This is a genomic window from Paenibacillus sp. FSL R5-0766, from assembly GCF_037971845.1.
Lineage (GTDB): Bacteria > Bacillota > Bacilli > Paenibacillales > Paenibacillaceae > Paenibacillus.
This window is the reverse complement of the sequence record NZ_CP150227.1, coordinates 1,455,304-1,480,544: the sequence shown is the minus strand read 5'-3', so window position 1 is coordinate 1,480,544 and position 25,241 is coordinate 1,455,304. Positions and strand designations below refer to the sequence as shown.

At 46.4% G+C, this 25,241-nt stretch carries 19 protein-coding genes; 3 read left to right on the top strand and 16 right to left on the bottom strand.

The genetic code is table 11. From position 1 onward, the window contains the following. Nucleotides 1-30: 30 nt before the first annotated feature. From MKY66_RS06530 to MKY66_RS06505, 6 genes are all read right to left on the bottom strand, one after another. Nucleotides 31-690, bottom strand: coding sequence for a sugar transferase (locus tag MKY66_RS06530; RefSeq protein WP_076209874.1), 660 nt, complete (start codon nt 688-690; stop codon nt 31-33). A 35-nt stretch (nt 691-725) separates the two neighbouring features. Then, a complete protein-coding gene (gene galU / locus MKY66_RS06525; protein WP_036611572.1) occupies nt 726-1,628 on the bottom strand; it encodes a UTP--glucose-1-phosphate uridylyltransferase GalU in 903 nt (300 codons plus the stop codon). A 187-nt stretch (nt 1,629-1,815) separates the two neighbouring features. Next, nucleotides 1,816-2,493: a CpsD/CapB family tyrosine-protein kinase gene (locus MKY66_RS06520; RefSeq protein ID WP_076209606.1), complete on the bottom strand. Its 678-nt coding sequence runs from the start codon at nt 2,491-2,493 to the stop codon at nt 1,816-1,818. Next, complete coding sequence (locus tag MKY66_RS06515; protein WP_235193748.1) at nt 2,474-3,229, bottom strand: Wzz/FepE/Etk N-terminal domain-containing protein; 756 nt, start codon at nt 3,227-3,229, stop codon at nt 2,474-2,476. Before MKY66_RS06515 ends, MKY66_RS06520 begins: the two co-directional genes overlap by 20 nt. Nucleotides 3,230-3,261: 32 nt before the next feature. Next, the gene (locus MKY66_RS06510; protein WP_076209605.1) at nt 3,262-4,020 is read right to left on the bottom strand and encodes a CpsB/CapC family capsule biosynthesis tyrosine phosphatase; all 759 of its coding nucleotides are present in this window, start codon (nt 4,018-4,020) and stop codon (nt 3,262-3,264) included. 155 nt (nt 4,021-4,175) lie between these two features. Beyond that, nucleotides 4,176-4,580: a hypothetical protein gene (locus tag MKY66_RS06505; protein ID WP_127551237.1), complete on the bottom strand. Its 405-nt coding sequence runs from the start codon at nt 4,578-4,580 to the stop codon at nt 4,176-4,178. Nucleotides 4,581-4,958: 378 nt separating this feature from the next. On the opposite strand from MKY66_RS06505, the gene MKY66_RS06500 reads away from it, so the two are divergent. Next, entirely contained in the window at nt 4,959-5,327 is a 369-nt protein-coding gene (locus MKY66_RS06500) for a helix-turn-helix transcriptional regulator (protein ID WP_017690127.1), read from the top strand. A gap of 97 nt (nt 5,328-5,424) precedes the next feature. Here the strand turns inward: MKY66_RS06500 and MKY66_RS06495 are convergent, their stop codons facing one another. The 4 genes from MKY66_RS06495 to MKY66_RS06480 all read right to left on the bottom strand — a co-directional run bounded on the left by MKY66_RS06495 (nt 5,425) and on the right by MKY66_RS06480 (nt 14,152). Then, nucleotides 5,425-5,580, bottom strand: a complete 156-nt coding sequence (locus MKY66_RS06495; RefSeq protein ID WP_017690128.1) for a hypothetical protein — start codon at nt 5,578-5,580, stop codon at nt 5,425-5,427. Nucleotides 5,581-5,810: 230 nt separating this feature from the next. Next, complete coding sequence (gltB, locus tag MKY66_RS06490) at nt 5,811-10,409, bottom strand: glutamate synthase large subunit (RefSeq protein ID WP_076209604.1); 4,599 nt, start codon at nt 10,407-10,409, stop codon at nt 5,811-5,813. A 672-nt stretch (nt 10,410-11,081) separates the two neighbouring features. Then, complete coding sequence (locus MKY66_RS06485) at nt 11,082-13,364, bottom strand: YhgE/Pip domain-containing protein (protein WP_076209873.1); 2,283 nt, start codon at nt 13,362-13,364, stop codon at nt 11,082-11,084. A gap of 206 nt (nt 13,365-13,570) precedes the next feature. Continuing rightward, nucleotides 13,571-14,152 (bottom strand): TetR/AcrR family transcriptional regulator, encoded by a 582-nt coding sequence (locus tag MKY66_RS06480; RefSeq protein WP_076209603.1) that lies wholly within the window; start codon nt 14,150-14,152, stop codon nt 13,571-13,573. Nucleotides 14,153-14,534: 382 nt separating this feature from the next. On the opposite strand from MKY66_RS06480, the gene MKY66_RS06475 reads away from it, so the two are divergent. Further along, on the top strand, nt 14,535-15,749 hold the full coding sequence (locus tag MKY66_RS06475; protein ID WP_076209602.1) for a glycosyltransferase: 1,215 nt from the start codon (nt 14,535-14,537) through the stop codon (nt 15,747-15,749). Nucleotides 15,750-16,024: 275 nt separating this feature from the next. Here MKY66_RS06475 and MKY66_RS06470 read toward each other — a convergent pair whose 3' ends face one another. Then, on the bottom strand, nt 16,025-16,882 hold the full coding sequence (locus MKY66_RS06470; RefSeq protein WP_076209601.1) for a cell wall hydrolase: 858 nt from the start codon (nt 16,880-16,882) through the stop codon (nt 16,025-16,027). A 130-nt stretch (nt 16,883-17,012) separates the two neighbouring features. Further along, on the bottom strand, nt 17,013-17,615 hold the full coding sequence (gene thpR, locus MKY66_RS06465) for an RNA 2',3'-cyclic phosphodiesterase (RefSeq protein WP_076209600.1): 603 nt from the start codon (nt 17,613-17,615) through the stop codon (nt 17,013-17,015). 207 nt (nt 17,616-17,822) lie between these two features. Between thpR and MKY66_RS06460 the strand changes: the two genes are divergently transcribed. Then, nucleotides 17,823-18,779, top strand: a complete 957-nt coding sequence (locus MKY66_RS06460; RefSeq protein WP_076209599.1) for a D-2-hydroxyacid dehydrogenase — start codon at nt 17,823-17,825, stop codon at nt 18,777-18,779. 339 nt (nt 18,780-19,118) lie between these two features. Here MKY66_RS06460 and MKY66_RS06455 read toward each other — a convergent pair whose 3' ends face one another. From MKY66_RS06455 to dgt, 4 genes are all read right to left on the bottom strand, one after another. Further along, nucleotides 19,119-20,096 carry an RsmD family RNA methyltransferase gene (locus MKY66_RS06455; RefSeq protein WP_256704147.1) on the bottom strand — a complete coding sequence of 326 codons (978 nt, stop codon included), beginning with the start codon at nt 20,094-20,096 and terminating at the stop codon, nt 19,119-19,121. 271 nt (nt 20,097-20,367) lie between these two features. Next, nucleotides 20,368-22,080: a methyl-accepting chemotaxis protein gene (locus MKY66_RS06450; protein ID WP_076209598.1), complete on the bottom strand. Its 1,713-nt coding sequence runs from the start codon at nt 22,078-22,080 to the stop codon at nt 20,368-20,370. A gap of 285 nt (nt 22,081-22,365) precedes the next feature. Beyond that, on the bottom strand, nt 22,366-23,370 hold the full coding sequence (locus MKY66_RS06445; protein ID WP_076209871.1) for an MsnO8 family LLM class oxidoreductase: 1,005 nt from the start codon (nt 23,368-23,370) through the stop codon (nt 22,366-22,368). Between the two features lie 42 nt (nt 23,371-23,412). After that, on the bottom strand, nt 23,413-24,828 hold the full coding sequence (dgt, locus tag MKY66_RS06440; RefSeq protein WP_076209597.1) for a dGTP triphosphohydrolase: 1,416 nt from the start codon (nt 24,826-24,828) through the stop codon (nt 23,413-23,415). Nucleotides 24,829-25,241: the final 413 nt, after the last annotated feature.

Genomic DNA, 25,241 nt, shown 5'->3' with positions numbered 1-25,241 from the left:
GCTATGCCACCTTAAAGCCAGAATCGTGTTTCAAAACGCATCCTTCGAACCTACCAGCACCTTGAACGTTCTGAAGATAATTTTGATATCCACCATCATGCTGCGCTCACGGGCATACGTCAGATCCAGCTCCACCATTTCCTCAAAACCAACACTATTTCGACCGCTGACTTGCCATAATCCCGTACATCCCGGAATCATCTGAAGACGTTGTCTGTCATAGGAAGTGTAGTTCTTCACTTCTCTGGGCAGAGCCGGTCTGGGTCCAACGAGACTCATCTCTCCTCTGAACACGTTCCACAACTGTGGCAACTCATCCAGACTGGTTTTCCGAATGAACTTGCCAATCCGGGTAATGCGGGGATCATTTTTCATTTTGAACATATTCCCGTTCACTTCATTCTGATCAATCAGTTGTTCCAGCAGATCTTCTGCATTCGCAACCATGGACCTGAATTTGTACATGTGGAACTCTTTTCCATTCTGTCCTACCCGTACCTGACGAAAAAAAACAGACCCCTGTGGGGCCTCGATTTTGATCAGTACTCCGATGACCGCAAACAAGGGGCACAAAATGATCAAACCTATGAAAGAACCCAGCAAATCGAGCATTCTTTTCATAAATAGATACACTTTATCCGCATTTTGTCCTGACATCGTTGATGCATTGTACCCCAGACTTGGGTCCATAACAATCTCCGCTTCCTTCGTTTGGGGAGATGGACTCATTCAAACTCCCCCCCGGCTACATGTTCTACCGACTCTTTTTCCAGAATCTGTTGCAGAGCTTGCAGCATTGGAATTCTAAGTTCCTGTTTTTGCAGAGCGAAGTCGATGGTTGTCAAAATGAATCCCAGTTTCTCACCCACGTCATAACGTACTCCCTCGAAATCGTAAGCATACACTCCTTGTGTCTCATTTAAACGCTGAATCGCATCTGTTAATTGAATCTCTCCCCCTTGACCAATCTCTTGTTGCTCCAGATGTTCGAAAATCTCTGGACTCAGTACGTATCTCCCCATAATCGCCAGGTTGGAAGGCGCTGTGCCTTGGGCAGGTTTCTCTACGAACCTGAGAACCTCTGTCAAACGGCCATCCGATTGAAGCGGGTCTACAATGCCGTATCTGTCTGTTTGTTCAGCAAGTACGGTTTGTACGCCAACAATGGAATGTTGAACCTGATCATATTGATCAATCAATTGTTTGGTGCATGGAACTTCCGATACGACGATGTCATCTCCGAGCAACACGGCAAAAGGTTCGTCACCGATAAAGTTACGTGCACACCAGACAGCATGACCAAGTCCTTTGGCCTCTTTTTGTCTTATGTAGTGGATATCCACGTTAGAGGATTTGCGAACCTCTTCAAGCAGGCCCAGCTTCCCTTTTTCCAGCAAGTTATGTTCCAATTCAAAAGCGTTGTCGAAATGATCTTCAATTGCCCGCTTCCCTTTACCGGTTACGATGATGATGTCTTCGATTCCAGAGGCAATGGCTTCCTCAACGATATACTGTATAGTTGGTTTGTCCACAATAGGGAGCATTTCTTTGGGCATCGCTTTTGTGGCTGGCAAAAATCGTGTACCTAGTCCAGCTGCAGGAATGATTGCTTTTCTCACTTTTTTCATAAATACCACCCTATCCTCTTTTTTTTTAGTTTGATAAAAGTTGAACCAGGGCATCTAACCCGTCCTCACGTCATACCTTCGACGATTAACGTCTAAGGTTCATTGAACCCACAGCATGACCGAGTGCCTACAGTGATAAAGGTGCAGTAGACATTACCTGTTTACTTGGGAACATTGGATGGAAGGTTTACTTCTCTCCGTAGCCCACCGGAACCGCAACGTTTTTGATATTGTTCAGAATTGCGCCCAAGATCCGTGCATTCACATGTTCCAGAGCAGCCTTGGTCTTCTTCACCAGTTCCTTCTTGACCTTGCCCGAGTTCACGACCAGCAACACACCATCACACAGCGAACTCACAATGAGTGCATCCGTTACCGCAAGCACCGGAGGTGTATCAAACATGATGACATCATATTGATCCTCTAACTTCTCAATCAGCCTTTTCATCCGGTTGGAACCGATCATCTCGGAAGGGTTCGGTGGAATTGGGCCAGAAGTGAATAATTGGAGATTGTCGATGTAGCTCTCTCTAAGCACTTCTTCCACACTGTACTGATTAGACAGCACACTACTAAGACCGATATGATTCGGTACGGAAAACACCTGATGCAAGGAAGGATTACGCAGATCCGCATCGATCAGCAGAACTTTTTTGCCTTCCTGGGCATAGGTTACCGCCAGGTTGCTAATGGTTGTGGTCTTGCCTTCGCCGGATTCAGCGGAAGCTACCATGATTTTTTTGATATGACTGTCGATTGAGGAGAACTGGATGTTCGTCCGTAATTTACGGTATCCCTCCGAGATTTGAGATTTGGAGTTGAAATAGGTCACCAGACTGTTATTTTCATTGGTTAGCCGCGACATATTTGCCATCCCCCACTTTCTGTTGAGATACGTAATTTTTCGTATTTTTCAGATCATCTTTTTTCATTTTGGATATCACTGTAAGCACAGGCAGGCCCAGCTCTTTTTCAAGTTCAGTTTCGGATTTGAATGTGTCATCCAGATAATCCATCAGGAATACGAGTGCAATCGCGAGCACAAGACCTGCGAACAGACTGACAATGATGCTTAATGTGGTTTTCATATTGATTGGAGATGCGTTACTATCCACTTTTGCTTCACTGAGGATAGCCACATTATCGATTTTCATGATCAGGGGGATTTGAGATTGGAACACGTTGGAGATGGCATTGACCGTTTTTGCGGCTTTTTCGTAGGTAGTCCCTTGTACAGTTATGCTCATCACTTGGGATTCGCTGGCTGTAGAGACGGAGGTGCTATTCATGAGCTGAGCAGAGGTTAAGCCCAGGTCTGGATACGTGGTAGCGACTTTATCCATAATGGCGGAAGATTTAATAATTTCTCTGTAAGAGTTAATGAGTTTGATATTGGTTTGAATCATGCTGAAGTCCATCATCGCTTGGCCTTGAACGTTAGAGGTCTGGTTCACGATCAATTTGGAACTTGCCTCATAGATGGGCTGGGTGAAGAAAATGCTTTTGACCCCTGCACCCACACCGGCTATCAAAGCAATTGCAACAATCAACCACAGTTTCTTTTGTAAGAGTCGAAAATATCCTTTCAGTTCCACTTTCATTCCTCCTATACGTTGTGATCTATCCTATGTAACTACCAGATGGACAGTAGCCATTTGCGAGGTTTCCAGCGTTCTGTAACCAGACACGAATTCGATAGAATGTGCGACGCATTCTCTGCCAGCCTCTTAACGGCTTCAGCTCCAAATCGACGCTCGATGACCCGCTCTCCTTCACTTATGGCAAATGTCCTTGTGCACGTATCATGTGCATCTGATGAAATGAAATGAAACCCGTTTTCTTTGCAAAAATGAAAACACCACTGCCGAACTTTCCGTCCGAAAAGCCCAGTGAAAGATTGAGCTGTGAGCTGACATAGTCCGCCTTGACTCAAGTAATCAGCCAACAACTTTGGCTTCTTCAAAATGACACGATTGCGTTCCGGATGAGCAATAATAGGGGTAATTCCCGCTATTCGTAATTCATGCAGTATCCTGGGGAACTGTGAGGGAATATGACCAAAGGGAAGTTCCAACAACATGTAACGACTTCCGGCGAGTGTGCAGCACTTTCCTGCATATAAGTCTCCAATCAGGTTGTCATGCACCCTGATCTCCTGTCCGGGACGGATCTCCAGGCGAATGTTGCGATTGCGAAGTTCTGCGTGAAGCAGGTTCACGGCCTGATTGACCACCATCGGTTCATTGTTGTATTGCCCGTTCAGGTGATGCGGAGTAGCAATAATGGAGGTAATTCCTGAGGCTGCCGCCTTCTCAGCCATTGCAACGGACTGCTCCATTCGAACAGGACCATCATCTAGGCCGGATAATATGTGGCAGTGCATTTCAACCATATCCAAACTTCCTGAAATAGTATGAGCCCCCTCGCCCCTTTATTCATTGCGCAAATGCTTTTGGTGTTAAAGAACTAATGCATAACGCTATGAAATATAGTAAAATGGCGTTAAGTACATGTTTTGTTCAGAAAATGTTAAGAATCGACTTGGAATTATATGGTGAAATCAATGTAATGATAGGGTTCCTGCAGAGCCTTTTGTTCTGTTGCCTTTTCATACTGAAAACGGGAAACCGCGGGAAACTGAACTTCAGTAAGCATTGTGTTTAACTGTCCAGTTATATATAGTTTCTGTTCGTGCTGAATATGCAAGTTCGAATGATACATTGTGAGCTCACCGAAGGGCTGTTTCCATTGCAACCTTGCGTGAAGTCGTACACATACATGTTGATCTTCAACATCCAAACCAATGAGCATTTCTGATGATACCGGCAAGTTCAGGTCGCTCAGGAAGGTGATTGCTTGAGTGTCCATTCCAAGTAACAGAACAGGGCGTCTTTTGCGGTCTACCATTTTCCCATGAAACTCCTGAATGTACATATGGACATTTAATTTCATATCAGCCCATTCCTGAATTATTGAATACATGGTTTCATTCCTTTAGAATGGATTAGCCTACATGGACTGCCTCCACTTCCTTCTCACAGGTATATGGTCCAGGCAACAAGGAGATACTTAAATTATTCCAAATGATACATTTTGTAACTCCATACGTCCAATTTACGATACAATACGTATCATGTCAAGCGGTATTTGGACATGGTTCTTTTGATTTACGACAATTTGAGATGTCCTTAGACAGACCTATTTACAAATGGGAATGGGTTAAAGGAAACACATGAGGAGTTACTCTTTTGCAGGAAAGCTGCCCTGATCAAACACTTGGCTCAGGATTGTTTCAATATATATTTGATGTCGTTCAGGGGGAAATAGCTTATGAGCTACGGAAATCGCATTGCTGAATTACGGGAACAGCGGGGACTTACTCAAGAAGAACTTGCGAGCTCCATTCATATTACCAGAGCTGCTCTCTCCCACTACGAGAAGAACCGTCGCAAACCGGATTTCGAAGTGTTAACGAGACTTGCTGACATCTTTGAGGTGTCTATTGATTATCTTATAGGACGTACAAAGCAAAGCGATGTCGTGATGGATGAGGACGTACGCGAATTCGTTGATACCTTGGAGTTATCGGATAAGGAAGTGTTGGAACGCTTCGATCTGATGATTGATGGGAAGTCCTTAACAGAAGAAGAGGCACGTCGTTTTATTGCATTTGTCCGAATGGAACGCAGCATGGACTAAACCCGAAAAGAGGACCCAGTTCCCGAGAGATAACCTCTCTGGCTTCTGGGCTTTTTTTGTGTTTTAATTCCCTTCCATTCCATGCTTGTCTATTGTGTCAAGGACGCTTGTTGTTGACGGAGGATACGAAATGGTTCCAACGCTCCGGGTCGATTCCGCATTGCAGTAAAACCTTCATGATGTCCATCTGGGTTGCTTCGACTTGTTTACCTGTCGGCCTACGATCGTCCCTGTTTGGATGCTTCATATTCATTCCGCTAACCTCTCTTATCTTTATACTTTCCCTGCCCTCCAAAACTAGCCTTATTATACTTGAGAAAGTTCCTCAATGTTGTCGTCTCATGGCGATAACGTTTTTTGATGGGGTTCTAATTTTGTCGAAAGCAAAATAGGAGCAATATGGTGCCGGAATGGCAACCATATTGCTCCTATTATTCTTAATACAACCTGTTCATGCACTTACACCTTGGAACAAGGAAGTTATTAACCTCCAGCACGTGCAAGTTCACGCATATTCGCTTCAAACGCTGCAAGCAGCGCCGCTTCTCCAGTCAGACCTGTTGCCTGAATCCGTTCGATCTGTTCTGTCATCCGCTTGAAGTCCTTCGGAATAACCCGAACGAACTGATTCAGCGCATCTTGCCAGTTATCCAGAACGCGCTGACCAACAGCACTTCCTGTATTGGCAACATGACGTTGAATCATGCCTCGCAGATCTGCACTTTCGGCCACATCTTCGATACGCTCCAAAAGAACCATTTCCAGATTACAACGTTTCAGGAATGTGCCTTCCGGATCATACACATAGGCAATACCTCCGGACATCCCTGCTGCAAAGTTACGACCTGTATCGCCCAGTACAACGACACGTCCACCTGTCATATACTCACAACCATGGTCGCCTACACCTTCAACGACGACTTTGGCGCCCGAGTTACGTACAGCAAACCGCTCACCCGCAATACCACGGATGTACGCTTCACCGCTTGTTGCTCCGTAGAGGGCTGTGTTACCGATAATGATGTTATCTTCCGCCTCGAATGTTGCTTTCGGAGAAGGCATCACGATCAGTTTACCTCCGGACAATCCTTTACCTACGTAGTCATTGGAATCCCCTTCAACGGTCAAGGTCATACCTTTAGGTACAAAGGCCCCAAAGCTTTGTCCGGCAGAACCGACAAATTTGAATTTAACCGTATCTTCAGGCAATCCTGCGAGACCATATTTGCGTGTGATCTCACTACCCAAAATGGTACCTACTGCACGGTTAACGTTTGTAATTGGAAGCACCGCTTCAACCGGTTGACCGGATTCAATAGCAGACTGTGCCAGTGGCAGCAATTGTTGCATATCCAGCGTTTCTTCCAATTGGTGATTCTGATGCTGTGTGCGGTAACGTGCAGAGCCTTCCGGCATTTCAGGCACGTGCAGCAATACAGACAGATCCACACCTTTTTTCTTCCAGTGATCTACGGCTTCTACCGTTTCGAGGCAATCTGTACGTCCGACCATCTCCTGTATAGTACGGAAACCAAGATCAGCCATGATCTCACGCACATCTTCAGCAACAAATCGCATGAAGTTAACCACATGAGCTGGATCACCCATATAATTTTTACGCAATTCCGGATTCTGTGTCGCTACACCAACCGGACAGGTATCCATCTGACAGACACGCATCATGATACAGCCAAGTGCAACGAGCGGTGCCGTAGAGAATCCATACTCTTCTGCTCCTAGCAAGGCAGCAATCGCCAGGTCACGGCCGTTAAGCATTTTGCCATCTGTTTCGAGGACAACACGGTCACGCAGATTGTTCAACATCAACGTTTGATGTGTCTCTGCAAGACCTAGTTCCCAAGGCATACCTGCGTGGCGAATCGAACCTTGCGGTGATGCACCTGTACCTCCGTCATAACCGCTGACAAGGATAATATCGGCACGGCCTTTGGCTACACCAGCTGCGATGGTACCCACGCCCACTTCCGATACCAGCTTCACGTTAATCTCAGCACGCGGATTGGCATTTTTCAAGTCATAGATCAACTCTGCCAGATCTTCGATTGAGTAGATATCGTGATGCGGTGGTGGCGAGATCAGACCTACACCCGGTGTAGATCCACGAACTTCAGCAACCCAAGGATACACTTTACGTCCTGGCAGCTGTCCGCCTTCACCTGGTTTAGCTCCCTGAGCCATTTTAATCTGAATCTCGTCGGCATTAACCAAGTAGTTGGATGTAACACCAAAACGTCCGGATGCTACCTGTTTAATCGCACTGCGACGGGAATCCCCGTTGCTATCTTTAATGAAGCGAGCCGGGTCTTCTCCACCTTCACCGGTATTGGATTTACCTCCAACACGGTTCATAGCGATGGCAAGATCTTCATGCGCCTCTTTACTGATCGAACCGAAGGACATTGCACCTGTTTTGAAACGACGCATGATATCTTCTACGGATTCAACTTCTTCGAGTGGAATGGAAGCTCCCACCGGTTTCAGCTTCAGCATGGAGCGAATGGTCAACAATTGATCATTCTCACCTTGTACAAGTTTGGAATATTTTTTATACAGCTTGTAATCCCCAGTGCGTACTGCATGTTGCAGGGTATGAATGGTTTGCGGATTGAACAGATGCTCTTCTCCGTCGTTACGCCATTGATAATCCCCACCGGAATCCAATACTTTATCGTTACCGTCTTTTTCCGTAAAGGCACGGTTATGATGTGTCAGCGCTTCGGCTGCCACTTCTTCCAACCCAATTCCGCCGATACGGGAAGGTGTCCAGGTAAAGTAACGGTCAACGAAGTCTGATTTCAGACCTACCGCTTCGAATATTTGAGCTCCACGATATGATTGAATCGTAGAAATCCCCATTTTGGACAACACTTTAGTAACGCCTTTGGTAGCTGCTTTAATGTAGTTTTTCACTGCTTTCTCATGCGAGATGCCACGCAGCAACCCTTGCTGAATCATGTCATCCAGCGTTTCAAAAGCCAGATAAGGGTTCACCGCACTTACACCGTAACCCAGCAGCAACGCGTAGTGGTGAATATCACGCGGTTCTGCCGATTCGAGCATAATGCTGACTTTTGTTCGGGTTCCCTGGCGAATCAGATGGTGATGCAGACCTGCTACAGCAAGCAATGCAGGAATGGCAGCATTCTCTGCGTCCACACCGCGGTCAGACAGGATCAGAATGTTATGACCCTTGTCAATGACACGATCCGCAGCTTCGAAGAGCAAATCCATCGCTTTGCGAAGCCCTTCTGCTCCTTCCGCAGCGGTGAAGAAGATTGGAATCGTCATGGAGCGGAAGCCTGGGCGACGCACATGGCGAATCTTCGCAAAGTCTTCATTAGACAATACCGGTGTATCCAGACGGATCTGGCGACAACTCTCCGGTTCAGGGTTCAGCAAGTTGCGCTCAGGACCAATGGTTGTTGCCGTAGATGTTACAATCTCTTCACGGATTGCATCGATTGGCGGGTTGGTTACCTGGGCGAACATCTGTTTAAAGTAGTTGTACAGACGCTGCGGACGATCCGACAGCACAGCCAGTGGTGCATCATAACCCATCGAACCCGTAGCTTCCATACCTGTTGTTGCCATCGGCTCCAGGATTTTACGAAGTTCTTCAAATGTATAACCATATGCCAGCTGAAGCTGGGTCACGTTATCATGTTTTGGATCAGGAAGTTCCGGTGCTTCCGGCAACTCGCTCAGATCCATCAAATGCTCATCAAGCCAATCCTGATACGGATTCTCGGCTGCAATGATTGCTTTTACTTCCTCATCCGCGATGATGCGGCCTTCTTGTGTATCCACAAGCAACATCCGACCTGGACGCAGACGATCTTTGTACAGGATCTCTTCCGGCGCGATATCAAGTACCCCAACTTCGGAGGACAGGATAATACGGTCATCTTTGGTTACATAATAACGAGCTGGACGCAAACCGTTACGGTCAAGTGTTGCACCAATTTGCAAACCATCTGTGAAGGCCATTGCTGCTGGTCCATCCCAAGGCTCCATCATTGTGCTGTGATATTCATAAAATGCTTTTTTGGCAGGGTCCATGCCCTCATCTGTGCTCCATGGTTCAGGAACCATCATCATGGCCACGTGTGGCAGAGAACGGCCGCTCAGATACAGGAACTCCAGCGTATTATCAAACATGGCTGTATCCGAACCGTCGGGATTGATGACCGGTTTTACTTTCGCGATGTCGTTACCGAACAACTCACTCTCGAACAAGGACTGTCTAGCATGCATCCAGTTCACGTTACCACGCATCGTGTTGATCTCACCGTTGTGGATCATGAAGCGATACGGGTGGGCACGTTCCCAGCTTGGGAAGGTGTTCGTACTGAAACGGGAATGCACGAGTGCAATAGCCGATTCAACAAGGTCTTGCTGCAGATCCAGATAGAACTCTCCTACCTGTTCCGTTGTCAGCATGCCTTTATATACAATTTTGCGACAAGACAAGCTTGGAAGGTAGAATGAACCACCTTCTGCTTCATCTGCCGAATAACGAATAGCCAGCTCAGCACGTCTGCGAATAACATACAGCTTACGCTCGAATCCAAGCTCATCCTTCACATCTGCGGATCTTCCAATGAACACCTGACGTACATAAGGTTTCGCTGCAAGTGCAGAACGGCCAAGCATTTCATCAAAAGTAGGAACATCCCGGAAACCCAGGAACGTCTGTCCTTCTTCTTCAATAATCTTCTTAAGGCTCTCTTCATGCGCACTACGAATGGCAGGGTCTTGGGAAAGGAACAACATCCCTACACCATAGAAGCCCTGTTCAGGCAATGCAAAACCAAGACGTTCTGCTTCCTGTGCAAAATAGCGATGTGGAATCTGAATCAGGATACCTGCTCCGTCACCGGAATTCGGCTCACTTCCCTGTCCTCCACGGTGCTCCATGTTACTAAGCATGGTCAGTGCCTGACTAACGATATCGTGTGAAGGTACTCCTTTGATGTTGGCAACAAAACCCATTCCGCATGCGTCTTTTTCGAACTGCGGGTCATACAGACCCTGTTTTGGAGGTAATCCGATGTGTCTCATGGAACGCAACCTTTCTATAATGAAGTATTTCGGAAAGATCAAGAACATAGGCAACAGGCAACAATGAAACGGGAGGAGCTGGCCTTTCGCTTGCGATAGAGCCTGCTAGATAGAAGAGGTGACAGCATGAGACTGTCAAAAATAATGCCTGCTATTGGGCAGAAGCCATTGTAATGAGATGAGCTGATCCGGACGATCCGGCAAACAGCCTGTATAAATCAACACGCAGCCGCTGGCACGGCTACTGAAATGGAGCGACGTTTTTTTGATATAGTTCTATTATTTTAACACCGACCTAACATCAGCGCAATTTAAACTTTTTAATACCTCTGATAAGAAATGTTTTGCAGTACAGCTTTACAGTAGTGACGTTTAAATTCATCTCTTTTTCGAATAATTATACACTTTTTATGCCAGAGTACAACTGAATTAAATTGCTGACAGAAGAAAATCGTTCCATGTGCAGCCTACGTTTATCTATAATTCCACCAAATTTTCACTGCTTAAGCCAGCGAAACTTCACTTCTCTATGCATTTGTATACAAAATAGCCTGCAACCCCTTTTTGGGGCCACAGGCTATTTGCACTATTTGACTACTATATTGCATAATTTCACTACAAGAAAATAAAGTTTTTTTCAAAAATATGACCCTGCTGAAGATCAGGTTCGACTTATGCCGTCACAACTTGACCAGAATCAGCCTGTTCGACTTCTTTTTTTGGACGTCTGCCATTCCAGAGGAAGTAAGCAAGCGTCAGCAGAATGGATACCCCTGCATAGATGCTAAGAATACCTGCCTGATGCCACATCACATCCAGATTACCACTCGATACCACGGCTTTGAAGCCCATAATGCTGTGCGTCATTGGTAACCAAGGACTAAACACCTGAAGCCACGATGGAATCAGTTCTACCGGGAAGGTTCCTGCACTAGCCGCAAGCTGGAAGACCAGCAGCAGAATGACAACATAACGTCCAGGCAGATCCAGCCAGGTTACAAGTGCCTGAACGATCAACATGAAGGTCAGCCCCGTAATAATGGTAAACAGATAGAACAGCCCTACGCTGTGTGTCTCCAGTCCAAGACCATATAACATGAAACTTGCCACAATAACCGATTGGAAAATGCTCACGGACCCAAATACCAGTGTCCGGCTGACAAAACGATTCCAGCCTGTTGCACCAGGTACGGACGTTTCCCGCATTTTCAATACAATCGTGGAAATCAACGAACCCACAAACAGACCGATCGACAGGAAGAACGGTGTCAATCCTGTACCATAATTGCTCACGTTCTCTGCTGTGTTCTCCGAGGAGTTTACAGGTTCAGCGAACATGTTCACTACATCATCCGTTTTTTTAACTTCGGATGTTTTCTGTGCGGCGTCATTCAGCTTGGTTGCCAGTTCACTTGAGCCATCTTTTAGCTCGGTAAGACCGTCAGCCAGTTTGCCCGCGCCATCACCCAGTTGCTTCGAACCATCGGTTAGTGAATTAACGCCACCACTTAGTTTACCTACACCCGTTTGCAAAGCTGTTGTCCCTGAGCCCAGCTGCTTGGCACCATCTGCAAGCAATGTACCGCCACTTGCAGCATCACCCAACTTGCCGCTGAACTGCTTCAGGCCATCGGAGAGCTGTGCTCCTCCTTGACTAAGCTGCCCGGCACCAGCCAGCAATTGTTGCTGACCATCCACTAACTGGTTCGCACCAGCCAGAAGTTGCTCCTGACCTCCATGAAGCTCGGCTGCACCCGCAGCCAGTTGCTGGTTACCCTGATGCAGCTGATCTGCACCCTGCGCCAGCTTCTGCTCACTCTCATGCAGTTGTGCACTGCCATCAGCAACAGCTTCACTTGCCGCAAGCAGTTTCTGGACATCCGCATTTTCGGCCAGTTCCGGGTTTGATGCAGCAAGCTGCTTCAATCCGACGGCTACACCCTGTGCACCATCAGCAACCTTGGAACTGCCATCAACAGCCGATTGCAGGCCTGTTGCCAGTGTACCGCTGCCCTGAACGGCACTTTGCAGACCATCCGACAGCTTCGCACTGCCCTGTTCTGACGATTTCAGGCCAGCCTGCAACTTACTTGTGCCATCCAGTGAAGACTGAAGTCCGGTTTCCAACTTGGCGCTGCCATCCTTCAACTGATCTGCTCCGCTCTGAAGCTGGCTCGAAGCAGCTGCCTGAAGCTGTTGCAGACCGGATACAAGATTCGATGTTCCACTTTCAAGCTTGGTTGCCCCTGTGTGCAGCGCGTTAACACCATCACTTAATGGAGAAAGTCCTTCCTGAAGTTCAAGCGTTCCGGATGCAAGCTTCGCCAGATTATCCTTGAGCTTAACCGCACCATCATCCAGTTTGCCTGCGCCGGTATTCAGTTCACCCGCCCCATCGCCAGCCTCAGCCAAGCCATCCGATACTTCGGAGAACTTGTCGAGCAAAGTCTCTGCATAGGACTCCGTTACTTTGGCGGAAACTTTTGCTTTCAGGTCCTTAATAGCAGTCTTACCGATCTGCGCACCGACAAAGCTGTAATTGCCATTCGGTTCATAGATCAGATCAGCCGGCTCCGGCTTGTCATCGAGCAATGTTGTTGCCTGGGATGAGAAGTTCTCCGGAATCGTAATTTGCATATAATATTTGTCATTACTCATGCCTTCTTTGGCTTGACTCGCACTGACAAAATCCCATTTGAAATCGGCATTTTTCTTCAGCTCATCCACCAGATCACTACCTACATGGAGGGATTTTCCCTCCAGCTCAGCACCTTTGTCCAGATTGACAACGGCAACCGGCATCTCATCCACATGACCATACGGGTCCCAATAGGCTGCCAGATAGATGCCACTATACAGGATCGGTATAAACATAATTGCAATAACAGGGATCAACACCTTCGGGTTTCTCACGGCCGATCCCACATCCTTGAAAAACACGGATAAAGATTTCATGTCATTTTCTCCCCTTAATCTCTCTGCTCCATGAGCAGGAATAACCATAATGAAATACAATGCTTCATTCCAGAAAATATACTGAAACACGAACTGACCATTTTCCTCAAACGGTCACTTTAGGACAAAAAAACAACTTGTCTTCCGACAAGCCTCCCTGCTTGATACGCGTGAAAATCCATATATTATAGTAGATTAAATTCGGATTACGTTATAGCAGCAATTCCTTCCATTAAGAAAAGGCGAAAATAAGTCTTGATTTCCTCTTTGCTCAGCGGTTGATGTTGTTTGCTCCAGTCTGAGGTGAGTGCAATGTACAGGCGAATCATCATAAATGCGACGACTTGCGGATCACAATCTCGAATCTCTCCATTGTCTTTTGCTTTCTCAAGCTCCTTAGCCAGAAAGTCGGAGATTACTTTCTCCACCTTGTCCAAACCTTCCTTGGCCTGCAGCGTTCCAAAGTCCTTAAGCTCCTGAGATAACTTAACGAGCAGGTCGTGATCACGACGAAACTCTAACAAGGCATCCAGTACCCGAAACAGATTATCAAAAAATGCACTTTCCTGATGTACTTCACGATGCGCGATGTTCTTCATTTCCTGAATCACTTCTACCAGGATCTGATCAAACAATTGTTCCTTATTGGTGAAAAACGTATAGATCGTTCCTTTGCCAACGTTCGCAATCTTGGCGACCTGATCCATCGTCGTTGCTTTGTATCCAAACATGGCAAACGACTGGGCTGCTGCATGAATAACCTGCTGTCTCCTGTCAATCGGAGCCATCGTATCCCTCCTTTAATCACATTCATGGTTCAATCGCTCTACATAAATGACCAAAAATACAATTCGGTCATTCGGTCAAAAACTACAATACCACCTTCGAAAACAGATTGCAACCCTAACATTTTAAAAATTGTGTTAATATTTTTTAACCTAAATGCAGTGGAAACTCCTTCTGTCGTCGTCTATAGTGTAAGATGACTCAATTAATACGTATATATAATGAAGTTTAGGTTGTCTCATTGTAAGATATATGGTGTAAATATTCATAGAAGAAACATGATTTTACGCTTCAATGTATATTCATGTAGTAACGCATTCCCTAGCTAGAATAAACAATGTATATCTTCATTTTGAATTAAAACTTATGAATAAAGGTGAACTCATGCGAAAACCAAGAGTGCTCTTATTATCGGAAGGTTTCGGTACCGGTCACACTCAGGCCGCTCATGCGCTGGCACATGGCATCAAAAAAGTCAGTCCACATGTTCACAGTCGTGTCATTGAACTAGGCAAATTTTTGAACCCAACGGTAGCTCCACTAATTTTCTCTGCATATCGAAAGACACTATCGGTTCAACCCAAACTGGTCAGCCTGTTGTACCGCACACAGTACAATAAATCATTAAATGGTTTTACCAAGCTGGCGTTGCACCGAATTTTCTATACACAAACGGCACAGGTCGTATCCCAACTGAAACCCGATGCGGTCATCTGTACCCATCCTTTTCCGAATGCGGTCATCTCCCGGCTCAAACGCCAGGGTCTGAATATCCCGCTCTATACGGTCGTGACGGATTATGACGTGCACGGAACATGGATTAATCCGGAAGTGAACAAATATCTGGTCTCTACCCCTCAGGTCAAAGCATTGCTTGAGATTCGGGGTGTCGATCCCTCCCATATTCAGATCACGGGAATCCCTGTGCATCCAGACTTCTGGGAAGCAGGAGATAAGGTGAAGCTACGGGAAGAGATGGGGCTTCAGAACATGCCTACGGCGCTGCTAATGGGTGGTGGATGGGGACTTTCGTTTGATGAGGACCATATGAAAGCTCTCACGTCCTGGGCAGATCGTGTTCAATTGGTCTTCTGTCTAGGAAGCAATGAAAAAATGATCGCAAAAATGAAGGAAATGCCTTGCTTCCAGCATCCGAATATTCGTATTCTGGGATATACACGGGAAGTAAGCAAACTGATGGATGTATCCGATGTGCTGATTACGAAGCCAGGTGGCATGACATGCACTGAAGCGCTGGCCAAGGGTCTACCGATGTTGTTTATTCCTCCGATTGCAGGTCAAGAGGAAGAGAACTGTGAATACTTTGTACAAGCCGGATACGGCCAGGTCATTCATTCTGCCGACGTGATCACCAATCGTTTCAGACAACTAGTTGAGCAGGCATCTACTCAAACTGAAAGCCCGCTGAACGTAGCACATATTTCAGGTAACCAGTCGGCCTATGATCCGAAGTGCTGTGCTCAAGCTGTTCATAACTTATTGTTCCCGACTACAGCCGAAGTCACAAAAACCTCCGTGGAGCGCTTCACAGCCGGAATTGCTGCCACGTCCTTGTCAGGTACCAGAATACCATTCTGACGCCTCTAGGGTCCTATAGAACAGCTCTCACGAGGTGTTATGGGGGACAAGACAATTGCTCGCGATATACAAAGAAGGTTCCCTTCCGAATTTTTGGAAGGGAACCTTCTTTTCTTTTCACTAATTCCACCGTATGATTTGGTAGAAAAAAGGGTAATTTAGAGTATAACGATATTTTAAAATAACGAAATAAAACTACGATTCAGGCTTTTTCAAGGGCCGTGTGATGCACACACAGTTAACTACCCTGCCTGTTTGCAGAATTTACGGGTCGATTACTTGTAAAAAGTATGATGACCGATCGTTTTTACTTTTTTCTGCGAGCGGGCAACTGTCAGATCGTCGGCAAGCGTCAATGATAAGAAATAATACGTATCATCGGCAACTTCCTTCTTCCCGTTCAACGCAGCATTCACTGCTTTGATGCTGTCCTCGTTGGGAACCACACGTTTCATACGTCCGTTCGCTACAGGACTAAACTGGGATTTCTGATAGATGACCTTGTAAATGGTATCGGGAAAATTGGCTGACCGCAGCCGGTTTAAGACAACATTGGCAACTGCCACTTTGCCTTCGTACGGTTCACCTTCCGCTTCTGCCATGACGATTTTTTGCAGCAGATGCAGTTCTTTATCGGACACACTGTATGACCAGGTTGCGAGTTTCGAGTCTTCCTGGTTCAGAAGTTTGGTCCGTGTAAAGTATAGTTTTTGGGGGGGAGTTGTTACAGCAGCGACTTCTTTGGCACGTTTCACTTTGGCCAATTTCAGTGCAGCTTCTTTTTTGGCTTTGGCCGCAGCTACCGCTCTAGCTTTGTTCTTGGCCTTGGCTTCTTGCAGTTCCTGCTCTTCTTGAGCAGTCGTAAGCCAGTTCTTCGCTGGCAGAGATTCAGTCCACGCTACGGTTTGGACAGACAGATTAGAGGACAGACTTGTCCCATCTTCCATCATGCGCCTCTCTTCTTGCGTAGATGTTTGGTTATTTTGCACAGAAGCCGCAAGTTCGGTCATCTGTTTACTATCACTAGCTTCATTCCACTTCCCCGTCGCCTGAACGACATTTACCCCCACTATACATACAAGCAGCACTGATAACATCGGTGCTACCCAACGATTTTTGCTTATAATGTTCATTCGAAGATTCCTCCTGTCGAAACAATTCCCTTAACTAAGTAACCCAAAAAAAAGAATTTGAATAACGATGGCTAATATTACATAGGGATAAACGTTATGTCAATGTGATTTTATGGCATAAAAATGATTATCAGGAAAAAGTGAACGTATCCACGACCTCATACATTGGCGATTGTCCCAGCCTTGTCGCATAAAGTACAATGTCCTCCACCATCCATGAATTAGCACCTGTGGCATGTTCCGGAAGCACGCCAGATACCCCTTTATTCTCATTACCTGGAATCTGTCCCAGATATTTTCTGGCAATGGTAATGTGGGGAGCATACGGTCTTAATTCTGCTTCATACCCAAGGGGCGAAGTCGCCTGCACGATTTGTTTTTGCAATGAAAACAAGTGCTCTCTCTCTCCGCTAACACCTTTCCAAAGCACCTTAGGTGCTTCTTCAAGTCCAAATGTGCCCCAGTCGGAAAGCTGAAGTTCAAACGGCTGAAATCCGCTTGCTGCTGAGCGCAATGCTTTTCGCAGGTGCCCGATGTCACTAACTAACGTATCCCCCAGAAATTGCAAGGTTATATGATAATCTCTATGATCTGTCCATTTACGAAAATCCAGCTTGTTCTGTACAAGCCTCGCATCCATCTGAAGAGACTGCTGAACAGCAACAGGAAGACGAATTGCTACAAACAATCTTTCCCGTCGGGATGAATGATCCTGATGTGATTGGTTATTCATTGCATACACCTCTCTAAAGTTCGCTCTATTATTTCATAACTATACATATCGTTTCAAGTTGGGTAAGTATAGAGTGACACAAATATAACCATTTGCAAATAAGGCTAGATTCCTGCATTTCCCACCTTAATGCACATCCAACACCAAATCTGATACACTTTAATCATCAAACTCATCAAACTATTTATCTCAGGAGGACCACACATTATGGGTAAAATTGTATGTTTTCCATCTCTATCAGAAGAACAGCAACAACGCATTCAGAATGCTGCACCGGGATACACCCTGAAATTCGGAAAAGCCAAGGAATTGGACCCCGCTGAGTTGAAAGAAGCTGAGATTATTCTCGGCTGGTCCCCACTCGTCACAGAACATGCGTTGAAACAGGACAGCCTGTTGAAGTGGGTTCAGGTCTGGTCTGCTGGTGTGGACAATCTCCCCTTCGCAGATTTGCAACAAAAGAACGTTCAGGTCACCAGTGCAAATGGAGTTCACGCGATTCCAATCACCGAAATTATTCTGGGCATGATGTTGTCCCACAGTCGCTGGCTAAGACAAGCTATGCTGCATCAACAGCAGGCCGAATGGAAAGCTCCTGCCAAACCACTGCCGGAACTGCATGGCAAAACAGCGGTCATCGTTGGTGTAGGTGAGATCGGTACGGAAACAGCCCGTATTCTCAAAGCACTCGGCATGCACACGATCGGAGTTCGCCGCTCAGGTAAGGATGTCCCCAATGTGGACAAAATGTACGACATGACCGGGCTGCATGAAGCCTTGAGCCAGGGCGATTATGTAATTAACATTTTACCGCTAACCGATGAAACCAAACATATATATGATCAAACTGCATTTGAGCAGTTCCGATCTGGTGCATGCTTCGTCAATGTGGGCCGTGGCCCCAGTGTGAAAACGGAAGCCTTGCTGAATGCGCTCCAAAACGGCCAAGTTGCCTTCGCCGCACTGGACGTGTTCGAAGAAGAACCACTTCCTGCAGACCACCCGCTATGGGGCATGGATAATGTGTTAATTACGCCTCATATCGCAGGAAGTACAGAGCAATACACGAATCGAGCAGTCGATATTTTCGTCAAAAATCTGGAAGCTTACGTTGCTGGCGATACCCTGCCGGTGAACCTTGTGGATTATAGTCATAAATATTAACACAAACACCCGTTCCCATGCAATATTGTGCAAATCAGATCAACGATATCAATAGAACTAAAGAAACTTACACTTGCAACTTCGATGACAGAACAACCTTCCGATCACTGTTATTCCCAGATTTTTTTAATTCACTTTTAGAAAGGTTAAAATCTGTGAATAAAGGCGAAGAGTATGCTTCCGATGCAGCTTTCTTACAGAAAGCTTTTAGCTCCACTTCTTCAGGTTATTTCTGTCCTCTACGTTCTCGTGTAAACGGTTAGTTCAATTGAAATGTACACAGTAAAAAGCTCTACCTCTGGAAAGTTTCCCTAGAGGTAGAGCTTTTGTTTTTCACGCTTACACACACAGCCAAATATGACGTATAAACGTGCCTTTATGTACTGTTCGGTACTCTTTTACAGTCCATTCTGCTTCCAGCAAGTGCTCTTCTACCCACTCTGTGGAAACTATCACTGCCCGTTTTGCCAATCTGCGCAAACTCTCCAGCATGGCTCGTTGCTCAGCATCCGGAAGTACAGAGCAGAGATTATAGGGCATGTCCAGAATTGCCGCATCATACAAATCTTGCAGTTCATTCATATCTCCCAGTGTGATTCGATCCGAATCATATCCATAATGCGGCAGATTGATACGTGCACCTCGGACAGCTAGCGGATTGAGATCGTTACCTTTTGCGTCAATTCCCATGGATAAAGCTTCAATCACAACCGTTCCCATACCGCAGCATGGATCAAGCAATCGATGATTTTCTACTCTCGGGACAGCAATATTAACCAGCGCTCTCGCAAGCGTGATGCCAAATCCAGTTGAGTAATTTTGCGGCTTCTGCCGATGAATCTGCCATAATCGATCCGCTTCTGTCCACTGGCCCAAGATCCATTTTTCTCCTGTTCGGATTAGGCCGAAAGTCACCTTAGGTTGTTTCATCTGTGCCTTGCCTTTAATGCACATGCCAACTTCTTTTTCCAGTTGACGAGACTGTGCATAATCAGGGGCTTGATCCCCTTCTTTTAGACAAACTACCTTGAATGTCTCATTTGGCAACAGGTGAATATTTTTGGCAAGAGGAAGCAGATCCATCACAGTCTCCCCTTCGCCGATCACGTCTAGTCTGCCATGGATAAAAGGACTGCGTCCAGGTGGAATACATCGTTCGGACCACACATACGACCCCATATCCATACGGATCTCCGAACTCGGTTCAAGCAGCGTAGTCAGCTCCAGCATGCATAATTCTTGCTCGTTCTCGTGGCAAGCAAAGGTGTAGAGGTGTTTCCCAGAAGTAGCGTACATACCAAGCGTTTCATCAGGCAAAATTCCCCTCTCCTTCCTTCATTAATCATGTTTCTTCTATATAAATAGTAAGCTCATTGAAGACATATCAAATACGACTCATACGTTTGCTTTCAGGTAGTCATTGTATACAATGTTAGGCCCCTAGACAACTATCCATTTCCTTGCACGTATCTATTTGGAAAGAAAAAAAGTAAGGTGTTCCCATTGTTGAGGAACGCCTTACTTTATTTTGAGACTCTCACCATTAGCCGCCTGCGTGATTCCAGCTTCTTCTATTATAAGAACAAGGTTATATTTTTAATTTTTCAATGGATGTAAGCAAATCTTCTGATAATTCTTTCAGACTTTGAATGTTGCCGCTAATCGTTTCCATGGAACTTACCTGCTCTTCCGCCGATGCAGAAACTTCTTCCACACTCGCTGCCGATTGTTCCGAAACAGCGGAAATCTGCTGACTAAAATCATTCATTCGTCCGCTTGCTTCCTGCATGCCTGCCAGTCCATCTGTCATAGTGCTGATGACACCAACCATGCCTTCCACCGATTCATTAATTGTACGGAAGAGTTGACCTGAAGTAAGCACATGTTCCTGACCCAGTTCGGTCTCCTGAACGTTCGTACGTAATTCCGCAACCACCCCTTGTGACTCCTGCTGAATATCCTCGGTAATCGCCGTGATCTCTTCAACCGAAGTCTGCACAGCCTCAGATAACTTCCTCACTTCTGATGCCACTACGGCGAATCCGCGTCCACTCTCTCCCGCACGCGCTGCCTCAATGGAGGCATTTAATGCCAGCAGATTGGTTTGGCGTGCAATGTCATGAATGACCTGAACCAGCTTGGAAATATCTTCATTTTTACGATTCAACCGTTCCATCTTGTTCATGGAAGCAGAGACCGAACCGGAAATCTGTTGCATCTGCTGCACTGATTGTTCCATCGCCTTGCGACCATTCAACCCTTGCTCCAGTACAAGATCCGACATGACGCGCAACTGGCTGCCTTGTTCCGTATGATTCTGAATGTGATCATTCAACACTTCAACCGTACGGGCTGATTCCACGGCTGTCTCTGCCTGGCTCTCTGCGGCCTTGGCTGACTCTTCCATGGTCACAGCAATCTGGCGACTACCAATCTTAACCTCTTCTGAGGATATTGCCAGTTCCCCGCTTTGCAGATTCACAGCTTCCGCAATTCGTCTGACGCTCAGAACCATGGAAGTCAGGTTACCTTTCATGTCATTCACCGCTTTGGCCAGAACACCGACTTCATCCTCATGTTTGGTATGTATGTCCTGAACATTCAATTGGCCTTCTGCAATCAGTTTCACCGCACTAATGACACGTAGCAGTGGTTTCACGACCTGTGAACGAATAATCGGAATGCTGATCGCTGTAATGACAATCATGACAAGAACACCGATAATGATGATTAATCTACCATCCTGTACCGATCTGATCGTTTGGGCTGCCCCAAGATTGGATTGTTCCTGATTGTATTCCACGAGATAATCAAGATCGACTTGCATGGTGTCAAAGGAATCAGCTCCTTTATCAGCTACTTCCTTCGCCAGCTGTGTCTGACCCTCATCACTCAACTTGATCGCTTGCGTATTAATCTTGAGATATGCCTCCCATTTGTTCTTGAACGCTGTCCAATGTTCGAGCTCATCCGCAGACTTCTCCTGCTGATCATAGATTTTAATTGCCTGCGTCGTTTCACGAATATACTTTGTACGCTCTTCTGACAAAAATGCCTTGTCTGTTTCTTCCGCGTCAAAGTGACGATAACTTAGTGACAGGACATGCTCTGTGGTATAATTTAACCGGTTAATTTGCTGGATTGATGGCATCCAATTTTTCGTAATTTCATTGGTATTGGTTTCAATTGAATTCATCCGGGTGACAATCGTGACACTCAAAACAATTAAACAGAGGATTAATAAGTAGAACGCGATGCTGATACGCAGACCGATACTCTTGATCTTAAATCTGCTGAACATATGATTTCCCCCTTGACCTCTTCGGTCATCCCGAATTCAGGTGCGTTTGTCATTGTTTTCCCCTTCTTTTGACCTCTTGTCAAAAGAACTTATCTATATTATATCGATAGGAAAATAGACGTAAAGTATTATAACATTATTTTGTCATTAAGATGCTTGATTTTGTAAAAGATTGTCGAATCTTGACAAAATCCAAACCGAAGAGCTGCAGCATACGGTAAAGTCCCGATCTGCAGCTCTTCGGTTTGTTCGGATTTCAACGGCTAACATCATAAAGCGATCAGCCTAGTTCAGGATTGCTGTCTTATGCTCAGCCAGCAATCGATATGAATCCAATCTGCGCTCATAATCTGGTCCTGCCGTAACCAGAAGCAACCTTTCCGTATCCAGCCTACTACTCACCTGTAGCAATCGAGCCCATACCTGCTCAGGTGTACCTGCATAGTGCCGAACCGATTCATTTTGATCACTAACGGCCTCATCATTCGTGTCAGAGCCCGCGATACCACTTGGATTCGGCTCGGTTGAACGTTCTTTCCCATTCGGCTCGCGTCTCTCCGCCATGTCACGACTCCAGGCCATCGCATCCGTCTCTGACTCGGCACACAATACGCTGACTGCCACCATAACCTCAGGCTCCTTCATCGTTGCACTAGGAGTAAACCCTTCTCGGTATCGCCTTACAGCCTCTGTACCATCGGCATCACTCATGAATTGACCGAATACATATCCCATGCCAAACCGTGCCGCAAATTCTGCACTCTTCACGTTAGTTCCCAGCATCCAGAGTGATAACGGAAGCTTGGGAATCGGACGAGCTGTCACGGGATGATCCTCGTACATGTAGCGGTCTTCGAGCAGTTCTGTGAGTGCTGCGAGCGATTCAGGCAGCTTGGACACATGCTGCAAGTAATTGCCACTGAGTGCCATCGTGGCATGAGGTCCACCGCCAGGAGCACGTCCGAGCCCAAGCTCAATGCGCCCCGGATAGAGCGCAGCCAGCAGGCGGAATGACTCCGCAACCTTGAGTGGGCTGTAATGCGGCAACAAGACCGCACCAGAGCCAAGTTGGATCGTTGTTGTCCTTGCTCCGATGTGCGATAACAGTACTTCGGGAGAGGCCGATGCCAGTTCAGCCATATCATGATGCTCTGACGTCCAGTATCGGGCGTATCCCCAAGCCTCGGCATGTTGCGCAAGTATCACCGATTGTTGAAGCGCCTGCTCCGCTGTGGCATCGTTCAACCTTGGAACAAGGTCAAGAACGCCCAGACTGAACGTCTCACTCATTCGCTTAGCCAAGCGTCTCATCTCCCTTTATATCGGTTAATTTTAATCCAGATCGTAGATCGAACCCACCTTCAGACCGTAGAGTTCATTATATATTTTCTCGGCAAATGCATCCGTCATACCTGCGATATAATCGATCACCATGTGTTCCCAAGTCCAGATTGGCTGGGCTTTGGCTTGATCCTTCTCATACCGCTGCAGCCAGTCAGATGGAATAATGGATTTGGACGTTTCCGGATCGAGGAATGCATCCCATAATCGCTTAATCATCCACTCACTGCGCTTCTGTAGCCGCTGCACACGCAGGTCACGAATCATGGTCACCCAGGCAAAACTCTTGAGCACACTCACCGTACGCAGCATATCAAGGTCTTCAGCCCCTTCACGGACAAAAGTTACCTTCTTCCAGTCGCCGTCGTCAATAACGCCCAGACTGCCTACAAAAAAGCTCACCCAGTAGGCTTTCACCTCACGGCGGGTACGCGAGTAATCATGCTCGCAGAATGGCATCTTCTCATTCCAGATGCGCAGGAATGAAGCGAGGACCTCTTCTACCTTTTGCCCAATCGCTTCTCGGGTCCATCCGTTCCAGAACAGATCCTCCAGCGTTGTAATCTTATCCACAATCAGTCGATTCACATGCGGATCTTGCAGGAAATGCTCATGTACTTCAATTTTGCCTGCTTTGATGCCATCCTCCAGGTCATGCGAGGAGTACGCAATATCGTCGCAGAGGTCCATCAACTGTGCTTCCAGCGTCTTCTTGCCTGCCGGCACGTTCCAGCGATCACGGATCTCCCGAATATATTGCCACTCATGATGATACATGCCTTTTTTGCTCTCTGTCCCAGGGTACGGATACTTGTTGATTCCTAGTAATACCGCATCAGACAGGTTCAGTCCGTCGATATCTTCACGTTTCTCCAAGTGCATAATGAGACGGAAGTTGTGCGCATTGCCTTCAAAATGCTCGTATTTCCGTTTTAGCTCGGCACGGACTTCAGACTCCACCTTGGGAACTTTGGCGCTGCGGCTTTTTTTCATGATTTTCTTAGCCTCGGTGTTGATGAGGTCATCCAGAATGCCATCCAATACTTCTTCACCTTTATGTCCAAACGGCGGGTGACCAAAATCATGTGCGATTGCAGCGCACTCCACCACTTCTGAATCAATAATAAGGCCGGGGTTGTCCGCGCGGTCCCAGTCTACCTCAGGAAAACGGCGAATCAGACTTCGGGCAGCCTCTCGTGCAATCTGTGCCACCTCCAGGGAATGGGTCAAGCGAGTACGATAATAATCACCCGTCCCTGCGCCAAACACCTGCGATTTGCCCTGTAACCGACGGAAGGTCGGTGAATGAATCAGTCTCGAATAGTCCCGTTCATACGCTGCACGAGATCCATCCAATTTGGTTAATTCAGGATATTGTCTATGTTCTCTCAGATCGTTCCACTGCATGGGGATCACTCCTAGCCGACTGTCTCTATTTTGAGTGATTATACACAACATCTGTGGTTTCGAAAAGTAAAACCTGTCTGCGATTGTCATCTCTTCTTACATCAACTTGTGATGAACAGTCATCTTCTCTTATTATACCCTGCCAGACTATCATCCGTGCATCTAAATGACAATGATTCATATTGAACTCATTATTCACATATGCTCGCTCCCATAGCAGAACAACCATAAGTACTCACTGTGACACCAGGTAGCCGTTTCGGTTACGGATCGTTCTTCTGATCGCTGTTGTCTCCAGGTTTTCTGAATTCCCTTTATTAAGGGAAAAACCCGGAGACAAAGGCGAGCGCTTCGCTTCTTCAGAATCGATTCCGTCCCCTTCACTACTTTTGCTGTCCTTTAAATACAAAAAT